Source organism: Methylobacterium sp. E-012 (assembly GCF_057836545.1).
This window is the reverse complement of record NZ_JBYQEY010000001.1, coordinates 2,235,839-2,256,484: the sequence shown is the minus strand read 5'-3', so window position 1 is coordinate 2,256,484 and position 20,646 is coordinate 2,235,839. Positions and strand designations below refer to the sequence as shown.

General features: G+C 70.3%; 23 protein-coding genes. 11 read left to right on the top strand and 12 right to left on the bottom strand.

The features are described from left to right. Window positions 1–202: 202 nt before the first annotated feature. From AC3IF1_RS10790 to AC3IF1_RS10760, 7 genes are read left to right on the top strand one after another with little or no spacing between them, the layout of a single operon-like run. Window positions 203–730, top strand: coding sequence for a DUF3280 domain-containing protein (locus AC3IF1_RS10790; RefSeq protein WP_489217530.1), 528 nt, complete (start codon window positions 203–205; stop codon window positions 728–730). Between the two features lie 27 nt (window positions 731–757). Beyond that, window positions 758–1,459 carry a (5-formylfuran-3-yl)methyl phosphate synthase gene (locus AC3IF1_RS10785; RefSeq protein WP_489217529.1) on the top strand — a complete coding sequence of 234 codons (702 nt, stop codon included), beginning with the start codon at window positions 758–760 and terminating at the stop codon, window positions 1,457–1,459. Next, window positions 1,456–2,031 (top strand): amino acid kinase family protein, encoded by a 576-nt coding sequence (locus tag AC3IF1_RS10780; protein ID WP_489217528.1) that lies wholly within the window; start codon window positions 1,456–1,458, stop codon window positions 2,029–2,031. The genes AC3IF1_RS10785 and AC3IF1_RS10780 overlap by 4 nt, the downstream gene beginning before the upstream one ends. Further along, complete coding sequence (locus AC3IF1_RS10775; RefSeq protein WP_489217527.1) at window positions 2,028–3,590, top strand: DUF6513 domain-containing protein; 1,563 nt, start codon at window positions 2,028–2,030, stop codon at window positions 3,588–3,590. The genes AC3IF1_RS10780 and AC3IF1_RS10775 overlap by 4 nt, the downstream gene beginning before the upstream one ends. A 4-nt stretch (window positions 3,591–3,594) precedes the next feature. Beyond that, the gene (locus tag AC3IF1_RS10770; protein ID WP_243973760.1) at window positions 3,595–4,185 is read left to right on the top strand and encodes a DUF447 domain-containing protein; all 591 of its coding nucleotides are present in this window, start codon (window positions 3,595–3,597) and stop codon (window positions 4,183–4,185) included. A 21-nt stretch (window positions 4,186–4,206) separates the two neighbouring features. Continuing rightward, complete coding sequence (locus AC3IF1_RS10765; protein WP_243973761.1) at window positions 4,207–4,740, top strand: SRPBCC family protein; 534 nt, start codon at window positions 4,207–4,209, stop codon at window positions 4,738–4,740. Then, a complete protein-coding gene (locus tag AC3IF1_RS10760) occupies window positions 4,737–5,693 on the top strand; it encodes a YncE family protein (protein ID WP_243973762.1) in 957 nt (318 codons plus the stop codon). Before AC3IF1_RS10765 ends, AC3IF1_RS10760 begins: the two co-directional genes overlap by 4 nt. A gap of 184 nt (window positions 5,694–5,877) precedes the next feature. Here the strand turns inward: AC3IF1_RS10760 and AC3IF1_RS10755 are convergent, their stop codons facing one another. From AC3IF1_RS10755 to AC3IF1_RS10720, 8 genes are all read right to left on the bottom strand, one after another. Beyond that, a complete protein-coding gene (locus AC3IF1_RS10755; RefSeq protein ID WP_489217526.1) occupies window positions 5,878–6,078 on the bottom strand; it encodes a hypothetical protein in 201 nt (66 codons plus the stop codon). A gap of 73 nt (window positions 6,079–6,151) precedes the next feature. Then, window positions 6,152–7,363, bottom strand: coding sequence for an alpha/beta hydrolase (locus AC3IF1_RS10750; RefSeq protein WP_489217525.1), 1,212 nt, complete (start codon window positions 7,361–7,363; stop codon window positions 6,152–6,154). A gap of 319 nt (window positions 7,364–7,682) precedes the next feature. Beyond that, window positions 7,683–7,889 (bottom strand): hypothetical protein, encoded by a 207-nt coding sequence (locus AC3IF1_RS10745; RefSeq protein ID WP_489217524.1) that lies wholly within the window; start codon window positions 7,887–7,889, stop codon window positions 7,683–7,685. Window positions 7,890–7,969: 80 nt separating this feature from the next. Next, window positions 7,970–8,425 (bottom strand): response regulator, encoded by a 456-nt coding sequence (locus tag AC3IF1_RS10740; RefSeq protein WP_243973766.1) that lies wholly within the window; start codon window positions 8,423–8,425, stop codon window positions 7,970–7,972. 310 nt (window positions 8,426–8,735) lie between these two features. Next, on the bottom strand, window positions 8,736–9,620 hold the full coding sequence (locus AC3IF1_RS10735) for a dienelactone hydrolase family protein (RefSeq protein ID WP_489217523.1): 885 nt from the start codon (window positions 9,618–9,620) through the stop codon (window positions 8,736–8,738). Between the two features lie 170 nt (window positions 9,621–9,790). Beyond that, complete coding sequence (locus AC3IF1_RS10730; protein WP_489217522.1) at window positions 9,791–10,195, bottom strand: hypothetical protein; 405 nt, start codon at window positions 10,193–10,195, stop codon at window positions 9,791–9,793. Window positions 10,196–10,314: 119 nt separating this feature from the next. Further along, window positions 10,315–10,809: a DUF192 domain-containing protein gene (locus AC3IF1_RS10725; RefSeq protein ID WP_489217521.1), complete on the bottom strand. Its 495-nt coding sequence runs from the start codon at window positions 10,807–10,809 to the stop codon at window positions 10,315–10,317. Window positions 10,810–10,989: 180 nt separating this feature from the next. Beyond that, complete coding sequence (locus tag AC3IF1_RS10720; protein ID WP_489217520.1) at window positions 10,990–11,595, bottom strand: cold-shock protein; 606 nt, start codon at window positions 11,593–11,595, stop codon at window positions 10,990–10,992. Window positions 11,596–11,945: 350 nt separating this feature from the next. Between AC3IF1_RS10720 and AC3IF1_RS10715 the strand changes: the two genes are divergently transcribed. Then, window positions 11,946–12,956 carry a heparan-alpha-glucosaminide N-acetyltransferase gene (locus tag AC3IF1_RS10715; protein ID WP_489217519.1) on the top strand — a complete coding sequence of 337 codons (1,011 nt, stop codon included), beginning with the start codon at window positions 11,946–11,948 and terminating at the stop codon, window positions 12,954–12,956. A gap of 23 nt (window positions 12,957–12,979) precedes the next feature. Here the strand turns inward: AC3IF1_RS10715 and efp are convergent, their stop codons facing one another. Then, window positions 12,980–13,546, bottom strand: a complete 567-nt coding sequence (efp, locus tag AC3IF1_RS10710) for an elongation factor P (protein ID WP_243973770.1) — start codon at window positions 13,544–13,546, stop codon at window positions 12,980–12,982. Window positions 13,547–13,731: 185 nt separating this feature from the next. Here efp and epmA point away from each other — a divergent pair, with 185 nt between their 5' ends. Genes epmA through AC3IF1_RS10695 form a run of 3 tightly spaced genes read left to right on the top strand, consistent with a single transcriptional unit; the run spans window position 13,732 to window position 16,484 of the window. Beyond that, a complete protein-coding gene (gene epmA / locus AC3IF1_RS10705) occupies window positions 13,732–14,817 on the top strand; it encodes an EF-P lysine aminoacylase EpmA (protein WP_489217518.1) in 1,086 nt (361 codons plus the stop codon). Continuing rightward, window positions 14,814–15,857 (top strand): lysine-2,3-aminomutase-like protein, encoded by a 1,044-nt coding sequence (locus AC3IF1_RS10700; RefSeq protein ID WP_489217517.1) that lies wholly within the window; start codon window positions 14,814–14,816, stop codon window positions 15,855–15,857. Before epmA ends, AC3IF1_RS10700 begins: the two co-directional genes overlap by 4 nt. A 9-nt stretch (window positions 15,858–15,866) precedes the next feature. Continuing rightward, the gene (locus AC3IF1_RS10695; RefSeq protein WP_489217516.1) at window positions 15,867–16,484 is read left to right on the top strand and encodes a glutathione S-transferase family protein; all 618 of its coding nucleotides are present in this window, start codon (window positions 15,867–15,869) and stop codon (window positions 16,482–16,484) included. 78 nt (window positions 16,485–16,562) lie between these two features. Here AC3IF1_RS10695 and AC3IF1_RS10690 read toward each other — a convergent pair whose 3' ends face one another. From AC3IF1_RS10690 to AC3IF1_RS10680, 3 genes are all read right to left on the bottom strand, one after another. Beyond that, window positions 16,563–18,086: a UxaA family hydrolase gene (locus AC3IF1_RS10690; RefSeq protein WP_489217515.1), complete on the bottom strand. Its 1,524-nt coding sequence runs from the start codon at window positions 18,084–18,086 to the stop codon at window positions 16,563–16,565. A 35-nt stretch (window positions 18,087–18,121) separates the two neighbouring features. Beyond that, window positions 18,122–19,432, bottom strand: coding sequence for an MFS transporter (locus tag AC3IF1_RS10685; RefSeq protein WP_243973774.1), 1,311 nt, complete (start codon window positions 19,430–19,432; stop codon window positions 18,122–18,124). Window positions 19,433–19,542: 110 nt separating this feature from the next. Continuing rightward, window positions 19,543–20,613 carry a malate/lactate/ureidoglycolate dehydrogenase gene (locus tag AC3IF1_RS10680; protein WP_489217514.1) on the bottom strand — a complete coding sequence of 357 codons (1,071 nt, stop codon included), beginning with the start codon at window positions 20,611–20,613 and terminating at the stop codon, window positions 19,543–19,545. Window positions 20,614–20,646: the final 33 nt, after the last annotated feature.

The window sequence follows — 20,646 nt, the reverse complement described above, 5'->3', positions numbered from 1 at the left end:
CTGCAGGCACGGCACCTTGGGACGAGGACGCGGTTCGGAGTACGGTCTGTCGAGCGGGATGACCGGGACTTCGACGGCGCTAGATCCGTCGTGCGACGGCCGGGGCGCGAAGTACATTGCCAAAGTGTCCCGTCGCCCGACCTATGGCCGGAGAGGAGTCGCCCGTCGAGGCGGCCGCACCATGGAGAGGAACGTTCCGCCCATGCGCCACCTGTCCCTGCAAGCGGCGACCGCGCGCGGTCTCGTCGCCCTCGGAATCGCCCTGCCCGGCGCGGCTTTGGCCGCCGAGAAGGCGGCGGTGTTCCCCGTGGAGCTGTTCGAGCCCGGCGCGTCCTACGGGGCCAGGGCGCGCCCCGCCGATACCCGGAAGCTGACGCTCGTCACCGACGAATTGCGGAAGGCCCTCCACGACCAAGCCGGGCTGGAGATCGTCGACACGGCGCCGAAGGCCGACACCGTGGCCAAGGAAGGCCCCCTCTACAAGTGCGACGGCTGCGCGGCGGGCATCGGCAAGAGCCTGGGTGCGGACCTTGTCGTGACAGGCTATGTGGAGAAAGGGTCCGGTCAGATCTTCAACCTAAACGTCGCGATCGCCGATGCCGAGTCCGGCAAGGTCGTGCGCGGCGGGCAGGTGACGATCCGGGCCGACACCGACGAGACCTGGGCTCACGCCATGCGCTGGGTGGTGAAGAACCGCCTGCTCGCCGAGCCGCTGCCCGGGAAGTCCTGAGGCGTTCCATCGAGTCCCGAGTGTTCCGTGTCCTCCTCCTCCGTTCCGCGCCGAGCCCCGCCCCGCCTCCTCGTCAGCGTCCGTGATCCCGCCGAGGCCGAAGCGGCGCGGCTCGCGGGTGCCGACCTGATCGACGCCAAGGACCCGGAGCGCGGGGCCCTCGGCGCCCTCGAACCGGGCGTTGTGTGCGAGATCGTCGCCCGCGTCTCCGGCGGGGCCGAGACCAGTGCTGTCGCAGACCCGAATCCGGCGGCTCTGGCCGCGATGGCCGCAACCGGCGTGGCCTGGGTGAAGACCGGGCTCGATGCCGGGCGCCGGGGCGACATCGCAGGCTGCGCGGCGCTCGCCGCGGCGGCGCCCGGGCGGGTGATCGCCGTGCTGTTCGCCGAGGACGGGCCTGCGGCCGAACTCGTGCCCGCCCTGGCGAAGGCGGGATTCGCCGGTGCGATGATCGATACGGCGGGCAAAACCGGCGCCCGCCTGCCCGATCTCGCTGCGTCGGATGAACTGGCGGCTTTTACGGCGGCCTGCCGCGCCCACGGCCTGATGAGCGGGCTCGCCGGCTCGCTCCGGGTGATCGATATCATGGCCCTGGGGGCGCACGAGCCCGATTATCTCGGTTTCCGCGGCGGTCTCTGCCGCGACTTCGACCGGCGCAACGGCATCGATCCCCTGCGCATCGCCGAGGTGCTGCGCGCCCTGCGACCGCACCACCGGGACGCCGCGTGATCGCCGTCGTGAAGGTCGGCGGCAGCCTGGAGACCGATCCGCATCGGCGGCGCGCCCTGCTGGCGTCGCTCGCGGACGGCGCGCTCGGCCGCTGCATCGTCGTGCCGGGCGGGGGCACCTTGGCCAGCGCGGTGCGGGCCGCGCAGGTCCGGGAACGGTTCAGCGATGCCGAGGCCCATCGCCGGGCCCTCGACGCCATGAGTGATGCGGCCGATATCTTCCGCGCGATCGAGCCGCGCCTCGTGCAGAGCCTGGACCCCTGGTCCGAGACCGCGCCGGCCCGGGCGCGGGTATGGAATCCGCGGCGGTTGCGCGCCGGCCATCCGGACATTCCCGAGACCTGGGACGTCACCTCCGACAGCCTCGCCCTGTGGCTGGCGCGCCAGGTCGGGGCGGAGCGCTGCGTGCTGGTGAAGTCCCGCGACCCCGCGCCGGGGCAGGATGCCGCCGCCCTGGCGCAGGACGGGCTGGTCGACGCCGCCTTCCCTGTCTTCGCCGAGCGCTTCGCGGGTCGGATCGAGATCTGGGGACCGGCTCAGCGCGTCGCGGTCGCGCCGAGGGTCATGGCGTGAGCGCTTCCGAGCACATCGTGTTCGTCACCGGGCGCCTCGCCCGGGCACGGCTGGAGAAGGTCGCCGCCGGCCTGCCCGAAACATTTCGCTGGAGCATCGTGGATGCCGGCGTGAAGGTCGCGGCGCTCATGACCGAGGAGATCATCCGCCGCCGGGTCGAATTGCCCCCGGGCGCCACCCGTATCATCCTGCCGGGCCGCTGCCGGGCTGATCCCGAACGCCTCGCCGGGCATTTCGGCCTGCCGGTGGAGCGGGGTCCCGACGAGGTCGTCGATCTGCCGGCCTGGCTCGGCCTGGCCGCCCGCAAGGTCGATCTCTCCCGGCACGACCTGCGGATCTTCTCGGAGATCGTCGATGCCTCTAAGATGAGCGTCGCGGAGATTCTGGCCAAGGGTCTCGACCTCGCCCGCCGGGGCGCGGACGTCATCGACCTGGGCGGCCTGCCCGACACGACGTTCCCGCATCTGGAGGATGCCGTGCGGGCCCTGAAGGGGGCTGGCCTGACGGTCAGCGTCGATTCCTTCTCCCGCGAGGAACTGGCCCGGGGCGCGGCCGCCGGCGCCGATTACCTGCTGAGCCTGAACGAGGATACCCTCGACCTCGCCTTCGAGACGGACGCGGTGCCGATCCTGGTCCCGACGCGGCCCGACGACCTGCCATCCCTCGACCGGGCGATCGAACGCATGCAGAAGGCCGGGCGGCCGTTCCTTGCGGATCCGATCCTCGAGCCGATCCACCACGGCTTCGTGGATTCCATCGCCCGCTACCGCGAGACCCGCGCCCGCTGGCCCGACATCGCCATGATGATGGGGACCGGCAACCTCACCGAGTTGACCGAGGCGGATTCGCTGGGCATCACCGCCCTCCTCGTGGGCATGTGCTCGGAACTGGCGATCGGCAACGTGCTGATCGTCCAGGTCTCGAACCACACCCGCCGCACCGTCGAGGAGCACGACGCCGCACGGCGGGTGATGTACGCCGCCAAGGCCGATTCCGCCCTGCCCAAGGGCTACGGCCGGGCGCTGCTCGCCCTCCACGACAAGCGCCCCTTCGTGCAGAGTTCCGAAGAGATCGCCCAGGCCGCCGCCGAAGTGCGCGATCCGAACTACCGGATCGCGGTCGCGGAGGACGGGATCCACGTCTACAACCGCGACATCCACAGGGTCGGCACCGACGCGATGGCCTTCTTTCCCGATCTCGCCGTGGCGAGCGACGGCGCCCACGCCTTCTATCTCGGGGCGGAACTCGCGAAGGCCGAGACTGCCTGGCGGCTCGGAAAGCGCTACGTGCAGGACGAGCCCCTCGACTGGGGTTGCGCGGCCGATGCCGAGATCGAAGACGCGACCGCCTTCAAGAAGGCCGGCCACACCCGGCATTCCGGCCCGGACGCCCCCCCGCCCGGTACGCGCGACGCCCGCCTGGTGAGGCCCGAGGCCGACGCGCGTCCCCCCGAGACCGTGTCCGCCGCCGCCGCCCGTTCCGGGACGGAGCCGGAGCACCGGCAGGATCCGCCCGCGCAGCTGGTCTGCGGTCGGCTCGTCCCATCGGACCGGACCTGAGCCGATGCCGCTGATCCTGGAGACCATCGTGACGACGCTCTCGCCGGCGGGCGAGGTCCACCTCGTCCCGTTCGGGTTGATCGGCGAGGCGGACGGCTACGTGCTGGCGCCGTTCCGGCCGTCGCCGACCATCGCCAATCTGGAGGCGAGCCCCTATTTCGCGGCCTCAAGCCCCCGGGACATCCGGGTGATCGCGGGCGCGGTGACCGGCCGGCGCGACTGGCCGACCGTGGCCTGCGACGCCATTCCCGGTCGCCGTCTCGCCGACAGCTTCGGCCACGCCGAGTTCGCGGTGGCTTCGGTCGAGGATCACGCGACCCGCCCACGCTTTCGCGGACAGATGGTCCACAGCGCCGCGCACGCGCCGTTCATCGGCTATAACCGCGCCCAGGCGGCGGTTCTGGAGGGCGCGATACTCTCGACCCGGCTCCACATGCTGGAGCCCGACAAGGTGTTGACGGAGATGGCCTACCTCGCCATCGCCATCGGCAAGACCGCGGGCCCGCGCGAACGCGAGGCCTGGGACTGGATCGAGGACAAGGTCGCGGAGGCGCTCGGCCCCGCGGCGCGGATCCTCGGTCGGGACGACCGCTGAGGGCGGGAGGAGAAGGACACGATGAAGGCAATCACCCTGGCCTTGGCGGCCACCGCAGCGCTCGTCGCCGTGACGGCTCAGGCCCATGGCCCGACCCGGCGCAAGATTTCCGAGTCGATCGAGATCAACGCCCCGGCCGACAAGGTCTGGGCGGTGCTCGGCGACGTGAAGAACGCCGACTGGGTGCAGAACGTCACCAAGACCGAACTCACCGGCGACCCGGCGGGCAAATTCAAGCGCGTTCTGACGCTGAAGAACGGCGATCAGATCCAGGAGACCAGCAACAAGTACAAGCCCGAGGACAAGCTGTTCTCGTACTACATCGACAAGGTCGACGTGAAGGACCTTCCGGCGAACGACTATTCGGCGACGATCACGGTCGAGCCCGAGGGCGACGCCAAGTCGAAGGTCGAATGGAAGGCGGCCTTCTACCGCGGCTACATGAACAACGATCCGCCGCCCGAGCTGAGCGACGAGGCCTCGGAGAAGGGCGTCGGCGACTGGATCAAGGCGAGCCTCGCGAACCTGAAGGCCAAGGTCGAGACGGGCTCGTGAGCCCGGCCCGGGGCCGATTGGCTTTCGCCGCCGGCCTCGCCCTCGTGGCGACCGTCGCCCGCGCCGAGCCGGCGCGGGAGGCGATCGTCACGGCGCAGCTCGGCGGTGCCGTCGAGATCATCGACTTGAACGCGGGCACGCTGGTCCGCCGCATCCCCGTGGACGGGGCGCCGGCCGGTATCGCCCTGTCGGCGGATCGCACGCTTGCCTACGTGACCCGCCCGGAGGGTCACGGGATTGCGGTGATCGACCTCGATGCCGGCCGCATCCTGTCCGAGGTGTCCCTGCCCGGCGGACCACTCGGCATCGCGGCGGACCCGCGGGGCGGCACAGTCTACGTGGCCGACTGGTACGGCCACCGCCTGTTCGTCTTGGCCGAGCGCGACGGCACGCTGCAGCCGGACGGCGAGATCGCCGTCGGGGCCTCGCCCTCCGGCATCGCCGTCAGCCCGGACGGGGCGACACTCTACGTGGCCAATCGCGAGGCCGATACGGTCTCGGTGGTGGATGCCGCCGGACGGCGTGAGACCAAGGTCATCCCGGTGGGCCAGCACCCGTTCGGCATCACCCTTGATGCCGCGGCGGGCCGGGCCTACACGGCCAACGTGACCAGCGACGACGTGTCGGTGATCGACCTGGCAGCGGGTCGTGAGATCGGACGGATCCCCACCGGCCGCCGCCCCTACGTGATCGCCCTGACGCAGGGCCGCGGCTTCGTCACCGATCAATATGCCGGCAGCGTCACAGTGTTCGACCTCAATACGCTCAAGCCGATCACCGACATCGATGTGGGCGACCACCCCGAGGGGATTGCAGCCGACGCCGACGGCCGCCTCTGCGTGGCCAACTGGGGCGACAACACCCTGAGCCTCATCGATGCAGGCACACTCAAGGTGATCAAAACCGTACCGACAGGCAACGGCCCACGCGCGTTCGGCACCTTCCTGCGTTGAAAGTCGGCACGCTTCGGGACGTCTCAAATCCGGGATGCCCCGAGATGCGCACGCCGCCCTCGGCGCAGCGCATCCCGTGTGCTTCGGCACGATCGCGGATGCCACGTCGTGGTTTCCCCAAAGATGGAGCGCCCGCCAGAGGGGGGTAAGACGCCTCGACCGGTCCGCGCCTGTCAGATCGCCGTCAGAAGGTCCCGCGGTGCGGGGATCGCCGGTACGCGATGCGGGCCACCACCAGCGCGCCGCCCAACTGCAGAAATCCCGTTTCGCCCAGGTCGGGGTGGCCGAGATGGGCCTGGATCAGCATCCGCGTGAGTGCGTTCAGGGCGAGCAGGGTCAGGCAGAAGGCCGCTGCGGCCAGCAGGCTGGCGACGAACTCGGGCATACGATCGCTCCCGTTCCGAACGGGATCAGCCTAGCAAACCGTGAGCCAGGGCCAAGCTGCGCGTCCGGGATCGTCAGCGCCTTCGGGCGGGCGTCGCGGGCGCCTTGGCCTGCGCCGACGGGTCCTTCGCCGGTGCAGCGGGCATTTTGGCCTGCGCGGCCGGCGCCTGACGGGGCGTCTCGACGGCGAGCCGCTTGACCGGCCAGCCATCGCTCCAGCGCTCCATGTCGGCCAGGCGCGGATTGGCCTTGAGGGTCGTCGCGTCGGAGCCGGCGAAGGCCGCGGCGGCGGCGAGGTCGAAGGTCTTCCAGAATCCCAGGTAGTCGAGCGCGTCCACCCGCGCGAGATTCACCTGCGCCACCAGCGTCTGCTGTTCGCCCGTCAGCGCCATATCGGCGGACCAGCGGAAGGGCGGCGGCTTCGGATCGTCCTTGGTCGCATCCTTCGGCTCCGGGGCGGCCTTGATCGCGCCGCCGTCGTAGGCCGTATCCAGACCGGCCGGGGCCGCCAGCGTCGCCGTGAGGGCCGGGAAGCCGTGATCGTCCGAGAGGATCCGAACGAACAGCTTCCGCTCGAACGGCACCGCACTCGCCTCGCGCAGCAGGCGTCGGGCGGCCATGTCGGCGGCTCGCGTGTCCTTGTCGCCGACCATGGTGACGATGAGCGTGGACGGATCGATGGCCGACAGGTCGCCGAGGGCGATGCCCCGCGATTTCGGTCCGCTGGCGATCCCACCGGGCGTCACGGCGAAGATCAGCTTCAGGACGGGCAGACCGCGCGCCTTGGCCTCGGCGGCGAGATCCAGGGCCAGGGGCGCGCCCGCCAGATGGCCGATCATCGCGACGCGCCCGAGGTCGGGCTTGGCCTCGCTGTCACCGGCGAGGTCGGCGAGGGCGGCCTTCACGAGTGAACCGGCGAGAGCGGGCGCGTCAGCCGGGCGGGTGCGGTTCACGTCCTGGAACCGCGGCAGGATGACGAGCCATCCCTGCCGGGCGAGGTGGTCGATCCAGGCCCCGTAGCTCTGCGGGTTCACGACCCCCCAGCCGTGCAGGAACACCGCGACCGGGCGGCCCACGTCCGGCGCGGCGCCCGCCGTATAGAACGCGAAGCTGCCGGCTGCGCCGCGCCCGAGGAGGCGCTTGGTCACCGCGGCCTTCCGGTCTCCGAAGCTCCCGGGCCCGTCTGCGGGCTGAGGCGGCGGCGTTGCCGCCCGGGCCGATATCGAACCGGCCAGGGTCATGATCGCGACCGCGACGAGCGATTCGCGAAGAGCGGTGAAACGCATGAAAGGCTCGATTGAGAAACGCGCTGCGCCGGCAGGACTGTCAGCGCTGAATAGCAGATTCTCTCCTGTTGGCGACTCGGTACGGCTCTTGTCGAGGCGGTAAGGCTTTAACCAACCGGACTTGTCTACGCGACTGCGCTCGCAGGGGTAGGCGGGAGCGCCTGTGAGGCGCGATGATTTTTGATAGATCCTCTCGACGGTGCGCGGGATGACGCAAGCACAGTGAGAAAGATGGCCGACCTACACTTCCGCGCGGCGCGGAACGGGGAAAGGTCGCTTCCCGAGCGACGAGCCGATTCTAAGGCACGCTAGGGCGGCGTCAGGCCACGTGATGATCGCCCGGCCCCATACCGGAGCCCTCCAGGCGCCGGGCGAGGTCCGCCAGTTCCAGAGGCAGCACCTGATCGGCCGCGCCGTAGAAACTGCGCAGTTCCTCGCCGAGGAATTCGAGAACCGTGGTCTCGGCCGTATCCCAGTCCCCGGAACGGCGGAGGGAATCAGCGTGATTGGCAGCGACGATCTTCATGGCGACGCTCGATCTGCGGTCTTTGGCGGGGGGGGGGGCGGCGCCGCACGTCAGGAGTGGCGTACAACGACGCCCCTGCTTCAAGTTTCCAAGCCGGGACTGATAATTTTGCCGCCGGGACCGATGATGGATGGACCACCGGTGCTGGGCGCGCGGCCCGCGGCCTGCTCGACCCAGGCCAGGATATCCTCGGCGCGCCAGGGCTTCGGAATGAAGGTCGCGGAAACCCGCAGGTCGCTCGGCTGATCGCCCGCGTCGCCTGACGTCAGGAGCACCCTGACCCGCGGCCAGGTCACGCCGATGATCCGCGCCAGTTCGAAGCCGCCGATCGGTCCGGGCGTTCGCACGTCCGAGAAGACGACGCTGACCTCGTCGCCCCGGTCGTTGAGGATGGCAAGTGCCCGATCCGCGGTCTCGGCTTCGATCACGGTGAAGCCCGTATCCTCCAGGAGCGTGGCCGCGAGGAAGCGCTCGTCGGGTTGGTCCTCCACGACGAGAATCACGGGTTTCTGGCCGGTCTGTACCGAATCGCTCATGGGCCAGGACACTCTACAAGGGCTGAACGGCGACCGCCGCGATCGGTTCAACACCGCATCGCGGTATCGAACCGGATCCGCGCGGACACGGAGCCTCCTGTGATCCTGGCATAATCGAGAAGTTCTGGTTGTGTCTTGAGTAACACAGCCTTCGACCAACGCCGGGATACCTGTGCCGACATGGTCCAAAGACCTGCCGCCGATCGCGATAGGTCAGTTCCAGGGAGCGATCGGCAAAGGCGGTTCATCCGGGACGGCGAAGGCGTCACCACATCCCGATCGAACGCCGCAGTCCCGCACGGACTACCGCTCAGCCGACATCGTGCGCCTTGAGAAAGGCCAGCGCGCGCTGCCATCCGTCCTCCGCGGCCTCGCGCCGATAGCTCGGGCGGTAATCCGCATGGAAGCCGTGCGGCGCATCCGGATAGACCACCAATTCGACGCTCTTGCCCGCAGCCTCTGCCCGGTCGCGCGCCTCCTCCGCCGAGGCGACGGGAATGCCCGTATCGGCCCCGCCGTAGAGGGCGAGCAGCGGCGCGTTGATCGCCGCAGCGACATCGCCGGCCGTGCGCGGCTGGATGTCGGTCCGCTCGCCGCCGATGGGCCCGTACCAGGCGACCGCCGCCTTCAGGTCGCGGCGATGCGCGGCGTAGAGCCACACGTCGCGCCCGCCGCGGCACCATCCCATGACCGCCAGCCGGTGGAGGTCGCCCTTCGCGGCCGAGCCGGCCCAGGCCGCCGTGGCATCGAGGTCGTTGATCCACTGGGCATCCGGCGTCTTCGCGATGACGTCCCGGATGATGATCTTGGGATCGGTCATGGTCGAGAGATCGCCCTGCCGGGCATAGAGCTCGGGCGCGACGGCACAATATCCGACCTTGGCCAAGCGACGGCAGATGTCCTTGATGTACTCGTGGACGCCGAAGATCTCCTCGATCACCAGAACGATCGGGAACGGCCCCTCCCCCTCCGGGACGGCCCGGTAGGCGGGCATCGGCCCGTCCGCGGCCGGGATCTTCACTTCGCCGGCCTCGATGCCGGTGGCGTCGGTGTGGATCACCTGCGCTTCGACCCGCGTCGTGGCGAGAGTCAGGCCGCTCATCAGGCTGGTCATCACGAAGCTGCGCCGCGACAGCGGCGGCACGATCAGGCCATCGAGACCCGCCGCGCGCCCTGCCGTGTCCTGATCCGCCATGGTGGGGTCTCCGTTGGTGCCCGGGAAGGGGTAGCGCGTTTGGCGACCGGCGTCTCCCAGGGGCCCGAAACTCCGGCGCGGATCGCCCTCGGCTCGACCAAAACTCCTTGGACGAAAAACGGTCGGGCGCCCGCCAGGGCCACCGACATCGTCGCCCCTCGTATGAGGCGTTACGCCCCCGCGGCGGTGAGCGCGCGGATGGCGGGCCGTGCCGTCGTCCAGACCCTGGCCGGCATCTCCCGCGGCTGCAGCATGTCGGACAGCGTGACGAAGGTCTCCGCGGCCGGCGCGACCACGGCCCGGATCCCGTAGCCCAGCGCGAAGGACCGGATCAGCTCGGCGTCCCGGGCGATGCCGAAACACTCGAGGGCGGCGAGAAACGCCTCCCGGAACAGGCTCGGCCGGCACCAGCGCTTCTCGGCCATCTGCAGCGGCCAGTCCCAGAGGCCCTCGGCCCGGCGCCTCGCGAGCGCGTCACGCGCGATGAAATAGCCGGTGTCCCGGTGCTCGATCCCCTCCGCCTGCACGGACCACTCATCATTGCCGTACAGCTCGGCCTCGGCCACGTCGTTCATCGGGTCCTCCGCGCTGGCTCGGCGTTCCGAAGCACCGGAACATTGCCGGAACACTGGCGCGGTTCGGCGCGTTGGTCAAGGTGATTGTTCCCGATGCGTTCGCTCAGAGGGGACCCACCTCAGCGGCTTCGGAACAGCGCGTGCTCGACCCGGTCGCCGGGCTGGATACCGAGCTTGGCGGCCGTGCCGGCATTGAGTTCCAGAACAGCGACGACCGGGCTCCCTGACGGGATGATCGCGGTGGAAAGCGGCTCGGTGTCGGCGGCGATCCGGCTGATGGTTCCGTCCGGCCGGATGAAGACCATGTCCAGCGGCAGATAGGTGTTCTTCATCCACATGGTGACGGGCTCGTCACGCTCGAAGTCGAACAGCATTCCGTGATCGGCCGCCATATGCCGGCGGAACATGAGACCGCGGGACCGGCCGGCATCGTCGCGCATCACCTCGACGTCGAAGCGCTTCGGCCCCGCCTTCGTGACGATCGTCAGCGATTCCGCCTTGGGCGTCGCGGCCTGGGCCGGCGCCTGCGCGCGGACCGCCGGGACCGGAATAAGGGTCGTCAGGCCAAAGCCGGCGATGGCCAGGGCCGTCGCGAGGCGGGACAGAACGTTCACGGGCTGGTGCCTCTCAGAAAATGGTGCGCGGTTTCAGCGCCGCTCCGCGCTGAAATAGTCCAAGACATCCGCGGGGGGAATCCGCGTCAGGATCACCGGCGTCGGAACGGGATATGCGGCGCGGGGCCAGAAAGCGCCGCCTTGGCGCATCCTCCCGGGGGTCGGGATCGCGGCGGCGCGCTAATGCGAGGCCGGGAGCGCCCCGTCGATCAGTCGGACCTCGGCGGCCATGACGCCCTTCGAGCCGTCCCCGTAGCGGACCAGCACCGCCTCGCCGGGCTTGAGTTCGGCGATCCCGTACCGGCGCAGGGTTTCCATGTGCACGAAGATGTCGGGGGTGCCGTCGCCCCGGGTCAGGAAGCCGAACCCCCGCAGGCGGTTGAACCATTTCACGACGGCGGTCTCGAGGCCGCTCGTCGGCGTCACGGTCACGTGGGTCCGCGGTAGCGGCATCTCCGAGGGATGCACCGCCGTCGCCTGATCCAGGGAGACCACCCGGAAGGCCTGCCAGCCGCGCGGCCGCTCCACGGCCTCCACGACGATGCGCGCCCCCTCGCTCGCCGCCTGATAGCCGTCCCGACGCAGACAGGTGACGTGGAGGAGGATGTCGGGGGCCCCGTCATCCGGCACGATGAAGCCGAATCCCTTGGAGACGTCGAACCACTTGATGTGGCCGGCCACCTTGACGAGGTCCAGAACCTCGTCCTCGCGCTGCATCGTCTCGCCGCCTCGGAGGTCGGCTGCCCGATCGAGGTTCTCCGGCCCGGATCCGCGTTCGTCAGACATGGCCGAGCAACCTACCCTGAATCACGCCGCGCGCTCTCCCGGCAAGATTAACGAAGTCCTGACTCCCGGGAAGCCCGTTTCGTCGGCAGGCGAGCTTGGCCGAGTTGCAATCTCGATGCTTGTATGCGCGGCGGCAACAGTCGATCGGTCGCAGGTCGTGGACCGATAGGTCTAAACGCACAGCGTCGTAAGGCGAATCTTCCGTTTGGCGGTCCCCGAAGTCGGCCGGAAGATCGAACCCCGGCACCGGTCACGTTTTTGAGAGGGTCCGTCGATCGCGGCACGCCGTTCCGGGTCGGCGCGGCGAGGCCTTGGCACCCACCGTACCCGCGTGGTTTGGGTTCGACATCATGTCCGTCGACCCCGCCATCGATCTGCCCCCGACCGCCCCGACCCCCGGGGCACGGCGGCGATTGCCGATCATAGATGCGGCGCGCGCCACGGCCCTCGTCGCCATGGCGAGCTACCACGGGCTCTGGGACCTCGGATATCTCCGGCTGACCACCGAGAACTACGCCCTGACGCCGGCCGGCCACCGCGCCGCCGAAACCATCGCCGGCAGCTTCCTGATCCTGGTCGGGGTCGGGCTCGTCCTGATGAACGGCCGGGGCCTCCGCCTCCGGCCGACCCTGATGCGGCTCGCGCGCATCGGCGGTGCGGCCGCCCTGGTGACCCTCGGGACCTGGATCGCGTTCCCCGACGCCTACGTGTTCTTCGGCATCCTGCACTGCATCGCGTTGTCGAGCGTGCTGGCGCTGCCCTTCCTGTTCGTGCCCGTACCGATCACCGCCCTGGCGGCAGCCCTGGTGCTCGCCGCACCGCTTCTCGTGCGTGCGGCGGTGCTGGATGCGCCCGCGCTGTTCTTCCTGGGCCTCGGATCGGTGACGCCGCGGACCAACGATTACGTCCCGCTGTTCCCCTGGTTCGGCCTGGTGCTCGCCGGGATCGTCCTCGGCCGGGTCGGCCTGCCCAGGCTCGCGGGCTCGCGTCTCGGCGCCTGGTCACCGCGCTCGGCCCTCGGTCGCTGCGCGACCTTCGCGGGGCGCCACAGTCTCGTGGTCTACCTGATCCACCAGCCGGTTCTGCTCGCCCTGCTCACCGGCGTGGTGGCGGTTACCGGTTCGAACCCGCGTGCCGGTCTCCGCTCGTTCCGCGCCGATTACGTGACGATCTGCACCCGCACCGGCGGCGAGCCGCCGCTCTGCCGGATCGCCGCCCGCTGCACGTCGGACGCGCTCCTCAAGGAGGATCTCTTCCGGGAGGACGGCAGGCCGTTCAGCGTGCCGGAGCGGCTGCGGGCTCAGGCGCTGTCGCAGGGGTGCTACAGCACCATCGAGAACGCCGCGCACGCGCCGCACTGACGCGCGCTGCGACAGACGCCGGCTCAATCCTTGGCGCGTTCCACGTAAGCCCCGTCGGCGGTCATGACGACGACGCGGGTCCCGGCCGCGATATGCGGCGGCACGGTGGTGCGCACGCCGTTCGATAGCGTGGCGGGCTTGTAGGACGAGGAGGCAGTCTGCCCCTTCAGCACCGGCTCAGTCTCGGTGACCTCCAGGGTCACGCGCTGCGGCAGCTCGATCGTCAGTGGCACGTCGTTATGGACGGACAGCATGACCGCCATACCCTCCTGGAGATACGGGGCGGCGTCACCGACCACGTCCGCCGGCACCGCGACCTGCTCGTAGCTCTCGGGGTTCATGAAGTGGAACCCCTCGGCGTCGCTGTACAGGAAGGTGTGCTCGCGATCCTCCACGAAGGCGCGCTCGACCTGCTCCGTGGTCCGGTACCGCTCGGACACCTTCACGCCGTCCGTGATGCGGCGCATGTCGAGCTGGGTCACCGGCGTGCCCTTGCCGGGATGGATGTTCTCGGCGAACAGGATCACGTAGAGCTTGCCGTCCTTATCGACGACGTTGCCCTTACGGAGCGTTGAGGCGATCACCTTCACGGAATGGCGTCCTGCATTGACATGGGGAGCGGCACGCGCCAAGCGCGGGCTCTGCGTTTCGGACCCTCGCCACTATCGCATCTGCGTCCCGGTTGCCAGCGGGCGCCGAACCGTCGACGCGAGCCGACACCGGGTCCGTCGCGAACGCGTCGGCCCTGCGGCCGGACGGGGCCGAGGATGAGCCTGTGCCGAACCCAGCCGACCCCCGCCCGGCCCTGACCGTCTCGCCGCCCCGATGGTGGACTCCGGACCGCCATGCCGACCGCCGTCCGGCGCTGATCCTGCGCAACAGGCTCCTGGCGGCGATCCGGGCGTGGTTCGCCGCGGGCGACTTCGTCGAGGTGGAGGCGGCCTGCCTCCAGGTCTCGCCGGGCAACGAGGCGCATCTCTCGGCCTTCGCCACCGAGGCCGTCGGCGCGAGCGGCGCGCGCACGCCGCTCTATCTCCACACCTCGCCGGAATTCGCCTGCAAGAAGCTGCTGGCCGCCGGCGAGACGCGGCTGTTCAACGTCGCCCGCGTGTTCCGCAACCGCGAGCGCGGGCCGCTGCACCATCCGGAATTCACGATGCTGGAATGGTATCGGGCCGGCGCGCCCTACACGGCGCTGATGGCGGATTGCATCGCATTGATTCGGCAGTCTGCCGCCACCGCGGAACTGCGCCGCTTCGTCTTTCGCGGCCGGGAGGCCGATCCCTACGCGGAGCCCGAGCGGCTGACCCTGGCCGAGGCCTTCGAGCGCTTCGCGGGGATCGACCTGCTCGCCACCGTCTCGCGCACCGGCGAGACCGATCGGGACGCCCTCGCCCGCATGGTCGCCGGTGCGGACCTGCGGGTCGCGTCGGACGATACCTGGGCCGACCTGTTCTCCCGGGTCCTCGTGGCGCGCATCGAGCCGCATCTCGGCATCGGGCGGCCGACGATCCTGTGCGAGTATCCGGTGAGCGAGGCGGCGCTTGCCCGACCGGCGCCGCACGATCGCCGGGTGGCCGAGCGTTTCGAGCTCTATGTCTGCGGGGTCGAACTCGCCAACGCGTTCGGCGAATTGACCGACCCAGAGGAACAGCGCCGCCGCTTCGAGATCGAGATGGCGGAGAAGGTCCGCGTCTACGGCGAACGCTATCCGATCGACGAGGAGTTCCTCGCTGCGCTGGCGACGATGCCGGACGCGTCAGGGATCGCCCTGGGCTTCGACCGGCTGGCGATGCTCGCCTGCGGCGCCGGCCGCATCGAGGATGTCATCTGGACCCCCGTCGCGGAGACCCTGGCGTGACCGATACCCTGCGCAGCACCGACGACTTGGCCGCCGCCGGCCTGATCTCCGGCGTCGAGGCCGAGGTGCTGCGCACGGTGCTGGCCCGCTACGCCGTGGCGTTGACACCCGACATGGCCGAGCTGATCGATCCGACCGACCCGGACGACCCCATCGCCCGCCAATTCGTGCCCACCGCGGAGGAAGTCCGGATCGCGCCGGAGGAGCGGGCCGACCCGATCGGCGACGCCGCCCACGCGCCGGTGACCGGGATCGTCCACCGCTACCCCGACCGCGTGCTGCTCAAGCCGCTGCACGTCTGCCCCGTCTATTGCCGCTTCTGCTTCCGCCGGGAAATGGTCGGGCCGAACGGCCTCGGGACGCTGAGCGAGGACGAGCTGGAGGCCGCCATGGCCTACATCGCCGGCGATCCGCGGATCTGGGAGGTGGTGCTCACCGGCGGCGACCCGTTCGCGCTCTCGGCAAGACGCCTCGGAATCATCGCGGGGCGGCTGTCGGCCATCGACCACGTGCGCGTGCTGCGGATCCACACCCGCGTCCCCGTGGTCCGGCCCGACAGCGTGACGGATCCGCTCGTGCGCGCCCTGCGGACGTTCGGAGGCGCGGTCTTCGTCGCCCTGCACGCCAACCACCCGCGCGAGTTCACGCCGGGCGCCCGTGCTGCCTGCGCCCGTCTGATCGATGCCGGGATCCCGATGGTGAGCCAGTCCGTGCTCCTGCGCGGCGTCAACGACGATGCGGCGACGCTGGAGGCCCTAATGCGGACGTTCGTCGAGAACCGGATCAAGCCCTACTATCTGCACCACGGCGATCTCGCCCCGGGCACCGCCCACCTCCGCACCGGTCTCGCGGAGGGACAGACGCTGATGCGGGCCCTGCGCGGGCGGCTCTCGGGGCTCGCACAGCCCACCTACGTGCTCGACATTCCCGGCGGCTACGGCAAGGTGCCGGTCGGGCCCGGCTACCTGCGCGACACCGCCGACGGGCAGCGGGTGACCGATCCGGACGGGCGCGAGCATCCCTATCCGCCCGAGGCATGAGGAAGACGCGTGACGCAGCGCAGGCTCTGGGGACGGCTCACCTCGGTGAACGTCCAGAAGGCGGTCTGGGGGCTCGACGAGGCCGGACTGGCCTACGAGCAAATCGCGGCCGGCGGCGCCTACGGAATCGTCGCTGATCCCGCGTACCGCGCCCTGAACCCGAACGGCCTGGTCCCGACGCTGGAGGAGGACGGCTTCGTCCTCTGGGAGTCGAACGCGATCCTCCGCTATCTCGCGGCGATCAGTCCGGCCCTCGCGCTGCCGGATGATCCCCGCGCCCGCGCGCACGTCGAGCAGTGGCTCGATTGGCAGGCCACCAGCTTCACGCCCGCCATGCGCGACGCCTTCTGGCAACTCTATCGGTCGTCGGCGCCCGACCGCAGCGTCATCGCGGCTTCGGTCGCCAAGACCGAGGCCATGGCGGCGATCCTCGACGCGCATCTCGCGGTACGCGACTACGTGGTCGGGGACCGGTTCGGCATCGCCGATATCGCCCTCGGCTGCGCGGCGCATCGCTGGCTGAACCTCCCCACCGACCGCGTCGAGCGCCCGGCGCTGCGGCGATGGTACGCGCGCGTCGCCGCGCGGCCGGCGGCGGCCCGGGCACTCGGCGAGCCCATCGCCTGAGGGCTTGGCGGCCCAGGTCTCGGCCCTGACAGGTGGCGCCGGTGCTCGGACAGGCGCCGCTGCGGCCCCTGGACAGGATCACACCGTGGCGCCGATCTGCCAGGGGGCGAATTCCGAGGACCCGAAATCGAACTGCTCGCTCTTGGTCCGCTCGCCGCCCGCGACGCGCAGGATCTGCTCGAAGATCTGGCGCCCGGCCTGCTCGACGCTCTCCGCCCCGTCGAGGATCGTGCCGCAATTCACGTCCATGTCCTCCTCCAGCCGGCGATACATGGCCGAGTTCGTGGCGATCTTGATCGAGGGGGCCGGCTTGCAGCCGAACACGCTGCCGCGGCCGGTTGTGAAGCAGACGAGATTCGCGCCGCCCGCCACCTGCCCGGTCGCCGCGACCGGGTCGTAGCCGGGCGTGTCCATGAACACGAAGCCCTTGGCGGTCACGGGGTCGGCGTAGCGCAGGACGTCGACGAGGTTGGTGCTCCCGGCCTTGGCCATGGCGCCCAGGGATTTCTCCAGGATCGTTGTGAGGCCCCCGGCCTTGTTGCCGGGCGACGGGTTGGCGTCGATCTCCGATCCCTCTTTGCGGGTGTAGTCCTCCCACCAGCGCATCAGGTCGACGAGCTTCTGGCCGATCTCGGGGCTCACGGCACGGCGGGTGAACAGATGCTCCGCCCCATAGGTCTCGGTGGTCTCCGAGAGGATCACCGTGCCGCCGTTCCGGACCACGAGGTCGCTGGCGATCCCGAGCGCGGGATTGGCCGAGACCCCCGAATAGCCGTCCGAACCGCCGCATTGCAGGGCGACGATCAGCTCGCCCGCCGGCACCGGTTCGCGGCGGACCACGTCGGCCTCGGCCAGGATGCCCTTCACGAAGTCGATTCCGGCCTCGACGGTCCTGCGGGTGCCGCCCAGCGCCTGGATGTTCATGCTGCGGATCCGGTCGCCGAGCCCCTGCTCGTCCAGGAAGGCACCGATCTGGTTCACCTCGCAGCCGAGCCCGATCATCACGATGTGCGAGAAGTTGACGTGCCGGGCATAGCCGGCGAGCGTCCGGCGCAGGAGCCGCAGGGGCTCGCCCATCGCCATGCCGCAGCCGGTCTTGTGGGTCAGCGCCACGACGCCGTCGACGTTCGGATAGGCGGCGAGCGGATCGAGGCCGAGGATCGGGTGCCGCCGGAACGCGTCGGCGATGAGATCCGCCACGTGGGCGCTGCAATTCACCGAGGTCAGGATGCCGACGTAATTGCGGGTCGCCACGCGCCCGTCGGGGCGACGGATGCCCTGGAAGGTCGCTTGCGGCGTGATGCTCTGCGTCGGTCGGACATCAACCCCGAACGCGTAGTCGCGGGCGAATGCGCCCATGCCGAGATTGTGGACGTGGACATGCTGTCCGGCGGCGATGTCGGCCTTCGCGAAGCCGATGATCTGGCCGTACTTGAGCACCGGCGCGCCGCTGCGATGCGGGCGCACCGCCACCTTGTGGCCCGCCGGGATCCGCTCGGCCGCGGTCACGCCGTCCGCGACCGGCGTGCCGGGCTCGATCGCGGCCCGGGCGACGACGACGCCGTCGTCGGGGCGCAGGGCGATGACGGGAAAAGCGGACATGGGGCTCTCCTCGGGATGCGTCACGGTGGCGTCGCTCATCGGGCCGGCTCGGGACGGAGCGCCGGGGCGCGGGCGTCCCGGACCGGCAGCGGCGCGATCTCGCCGACCACGAACAGGTAGATGAAGGCGCCGAGCAGGCAGAAGCCGCCGGCCACCATCAGCGGGATGGCGAACGAGCCCTGCGTGACGGTGAGCATGATTCCGGTGAAGGTCGTCGTCACGATGCCGGCGACGTTCGAGGCGAAGTTCTGGATCCCGCCGATCGAGGCCACGTGGGCCGGCGTCGGCGCCACGTCGCCGGGCAGCGCCCAGATCGACGCGGCCGTGAAGGCGAGGCTGCCATAGGCCACGGCGAAGCACAGCAGGGCGACGTAGACGTTGGGCGCGATGATCGACAGCGTGATCACCGAGGACATCAGCATGCCGCCGACCAGGCAGGTCTTGCGGGCGGCGGTGAGGCTCCAGCCCCGGCGATAGAGAGCGTCCGAAGCGAAGCCGCCGAGCCAGCCCGCGGGGATCGAGGCGAGGGCCGGCAGAGTACCCAGGGTGCCGAGTTCCGCCAGCGAGAAGCCCCGGGCCTTGATCAGGTAGGTCGGGAACCACGTGATGAAGAAGTAGATCACGAAGTTCAGGCAGAAGAACCCGGCCATCATCCCCCAGACGGTGCGGTACCGGAACAGGGACAGCCACGGCACCTGAGTCTGCGCCTCGGCGGCATCGACGGCCTTCGGCCGCTCCTGCGCGGCGCGGAGCCGGGCGAGGTCCTCCGGCGCGACGGCGGGGTGGTTCTCGGGCTCGCGGTAGAGCCACATCCAGAACACGGCCCAGACGAAGCCGAGCAGCCCGGTGACAATGAACGATTCGCGCCAGCCCAGCGTCGCGATCACCCAGGAGACCAGGGGGATCGCCAGCGCCGATCCGACCCGCGAGCCGCTGTCGAAGATGCTGCTGGCAAAGCTGCGCTCGCTCCGCGGGAACCACGAGGCCGCGACCTTGGCGAAGGACGGGTAGGCCCCGGCCTCGCCGACGCCGAGCAGCATGCGCAGGCCGAGCAGCGACAGGAAGCCCCGGCCGGCGGCGGTCAGCGCCGTGCAGGCCGACCACCAGACCACCGCCGCCACCAGCGACAGCCGTGCCCCGACCCGGTCGGCGACGTAGCCGAAGGGCAGCTGCATGATCGCGTAGGTCCAGAAGAAGCCCGACAGGATCAGGCCCAGGTCAGTGGTGTTCAGCCCGAGCTCCTTGGCCATGGAGGGGGCCGCGACCGCGAGGTTGGCGCGGTCGATGTAGTTGATCGCGTTGGCGGCCATGCACAGGCCGATCATGAGCCAGCGTAAGCGGGGCATCGTGCTCCTCCCGAAACGCGGGGATGGCGTCCCCGTCTGGAGCGGCGCCCCCGTTTTGGCCGGGGGTCGCCGCGGTCTCGTCCGATCAGATCCGCTTCCGCGGACCCGGCTCAGTCACGGTAGGCGTCCCCGTCGAGCCCGTGCGGCCGGCCCGCGGCCAGGAGCGTCTCCCAGACCGGCTCCGGCAACGGGACCCCCTCGGCGAGGCGCTGGGCGCGCATGCGGCGCTCCGGCTCGCCGGGCAGCAGCACCTCGGCGCCCGGCATCGGCCGGGCGCTCTTGAAGAAGTCGAGATAGGTCCGCGCCTCGGTGGCGAGGGCGTCCTCGGCCCCGAAGGCTTCGGGCCTCACGTAGATCGACAGCATGCCGTTGCAGATCCGCCGCCGGCCCGGCCCCGCCGTGCCGGAACCGGTGAGCGCCCCGGCGAGCAGCTCGCACATCAGGGCGAGGCCCGAGCCCTTGTGCTCGCCGAAGGCGCGGATCGCACCGGTGCCGCGCTGGTTGTCGCGGGCGTCCCCGTCGAGGGGGCCGAACAGCGTCGCGGGATCGGCGCTGAGGCGACCGTCCGGTTCGATCAGCGCGCCCGCCGGCAGCGGCTTGCCGCCCCGGGACGCGACCAGCACCTTGCCCTCGGCTACGGCCGAGGTGGCGAAATCGAGGATGACCGGCTCGGAATCCGGCACCGGGAAGCCGGCCGCGAAGGGGGCCGTGGAGAACCTCCGCTCGACGGAGCCGAAGGGCGCCACCAGCAGGCTCCCCGACACGTTGACGAAATGGACCGAGACCAGCCCCGACGCGGCGGCGCGCTCCGCCCATTCGCCGATCCGGCCGAGATGCCCGGCATGCCGGAGCGCGACGATCGCCACGCCGTTCGCCTGCGCCTTGGCGATCCCGAGATCGGTGGCGAAGGGCCCGGCGGTCTGCCCGAACCCGTAATGCGCGTCGACCAGGGCGAAGCACGGGGCGTCGCTGACGATCTCAGGGGCCCGGCCCGCCTCGACTTCGCCCGCGCGCAGCCACTCCACGTAGCGGGTGACCCGGACGACGCCGTGGCTGTCGTGGCCGGTGAGGTTGGCGGCGACCAGGAAACGGCCGATCCGCTCGGCCTCCGCCTCGGCGCAACCCTCGCGGACGAAGATGTCCCGCACATAGGCGGACAGCCTATCGGCCGAGATCCGCATGCCGTTACCTCCCTGGCCGCGCCTCGCCGGGCG

Coding starts and splice junctions, on each gene's coding strand:
- AC3IF1_RS10720 (WP_489217520.1), bottom strand. CDS start 11,595: ATGTCTGACGAACGCGGATCCGGGCCGGAGAACCTCGATCGGGCAGCC.
- AC3IF1_RS10735 (WP_489217523.1), bottom strand. CDS start 9,620: ATGGCGGATCAGGACACGGCAGGGCGCGCGGCGGGTCTCGATGGCCTG.
- AC3IF1_RS10750 (WP_489217525.1), bottom strand. CDS start 7,363: ATGCGTTTCACCGCTCTTCGCGAATCGCTCGTCGCGGTCGCGATCATG.
- AC3IF1_RS10755 (WP_489217526.1), bottom strand. CDS start 6,078: ATGCCCGAGTTCGTCGCCAGCCTGCTGGCCGCAGCGGCCTTCTGCCTG.
- AC3IF1_RS10690 (WP_489217515.1), bottom strand. CDS start 18,086: ATGTCCGCTTTTCCCGTCATCGCCCTGCGCCCCGACGACGGCGTCGTC.
- AC3IF1_RS10740 (WP_243973766.1), bottom strand. CDS start 8,425: ATGAGCGATTCGGTACAGACCGGCCAGAAACCCGTGATTCTCGTCGTG.
- AC3IF1_RS10765 (WP_243973761.1), top strand. CDS start 4,207: ATGAAGGCAATCACCCTGGCCTTGGCGGCCACCGCAGCGCTCGTCGCC.
- AC3IF1_RS10770 (WP_243973760.1), top strand. CDS start 3,595: ATGCCGCTGATCCTGGAGACCATCGTGACGACGCTCTCGCCGGCGGGC.
- AC3IF1_RS10685 (WP_243973774.1), bottom strand. CDS start 19,432: ATGCCCCGCTTACGCTGGCTCATGATCGGCCTGTGCATGGCCGCCAAC.
- AC3IF1_RS10730 (WP_489217522.1), bottom strand. CDS start 10,195: ATGAACGACGTGGCCGAGGCCGAGCTGTACGGCAATGATGAGTGGTCC.
- AC3IF1_RS10745 (WP_489217524.1), bottom strand. CDS start 7,889: ATGAAGATCGTCGCTGCCAATCACGCTGATTCCCTCCGCCGTTCCGGG.
- AC3IF1_RS10790 (WP_489217530.1), top strand. CDS start 203: ATGCGCCACCTGTCCCTGCAAGCGGCGACCGCGCGCGGTCTCGTCGCC.
- AC3IF1_RS10715 (WP_489217519.1), top strand. CDS start 11,946: ATGTCCGTCGACCCCGCCATCGATCTGCCCCCGACCGCCCCGACCCCC.
- AC3IF1_RS10680 (WP_489217514.1), bottom strand. CDS start 20,613: ATGCGGATCTCGGCCGATAGGCTGTCCGCCTATGTGCGGGACATCTTC.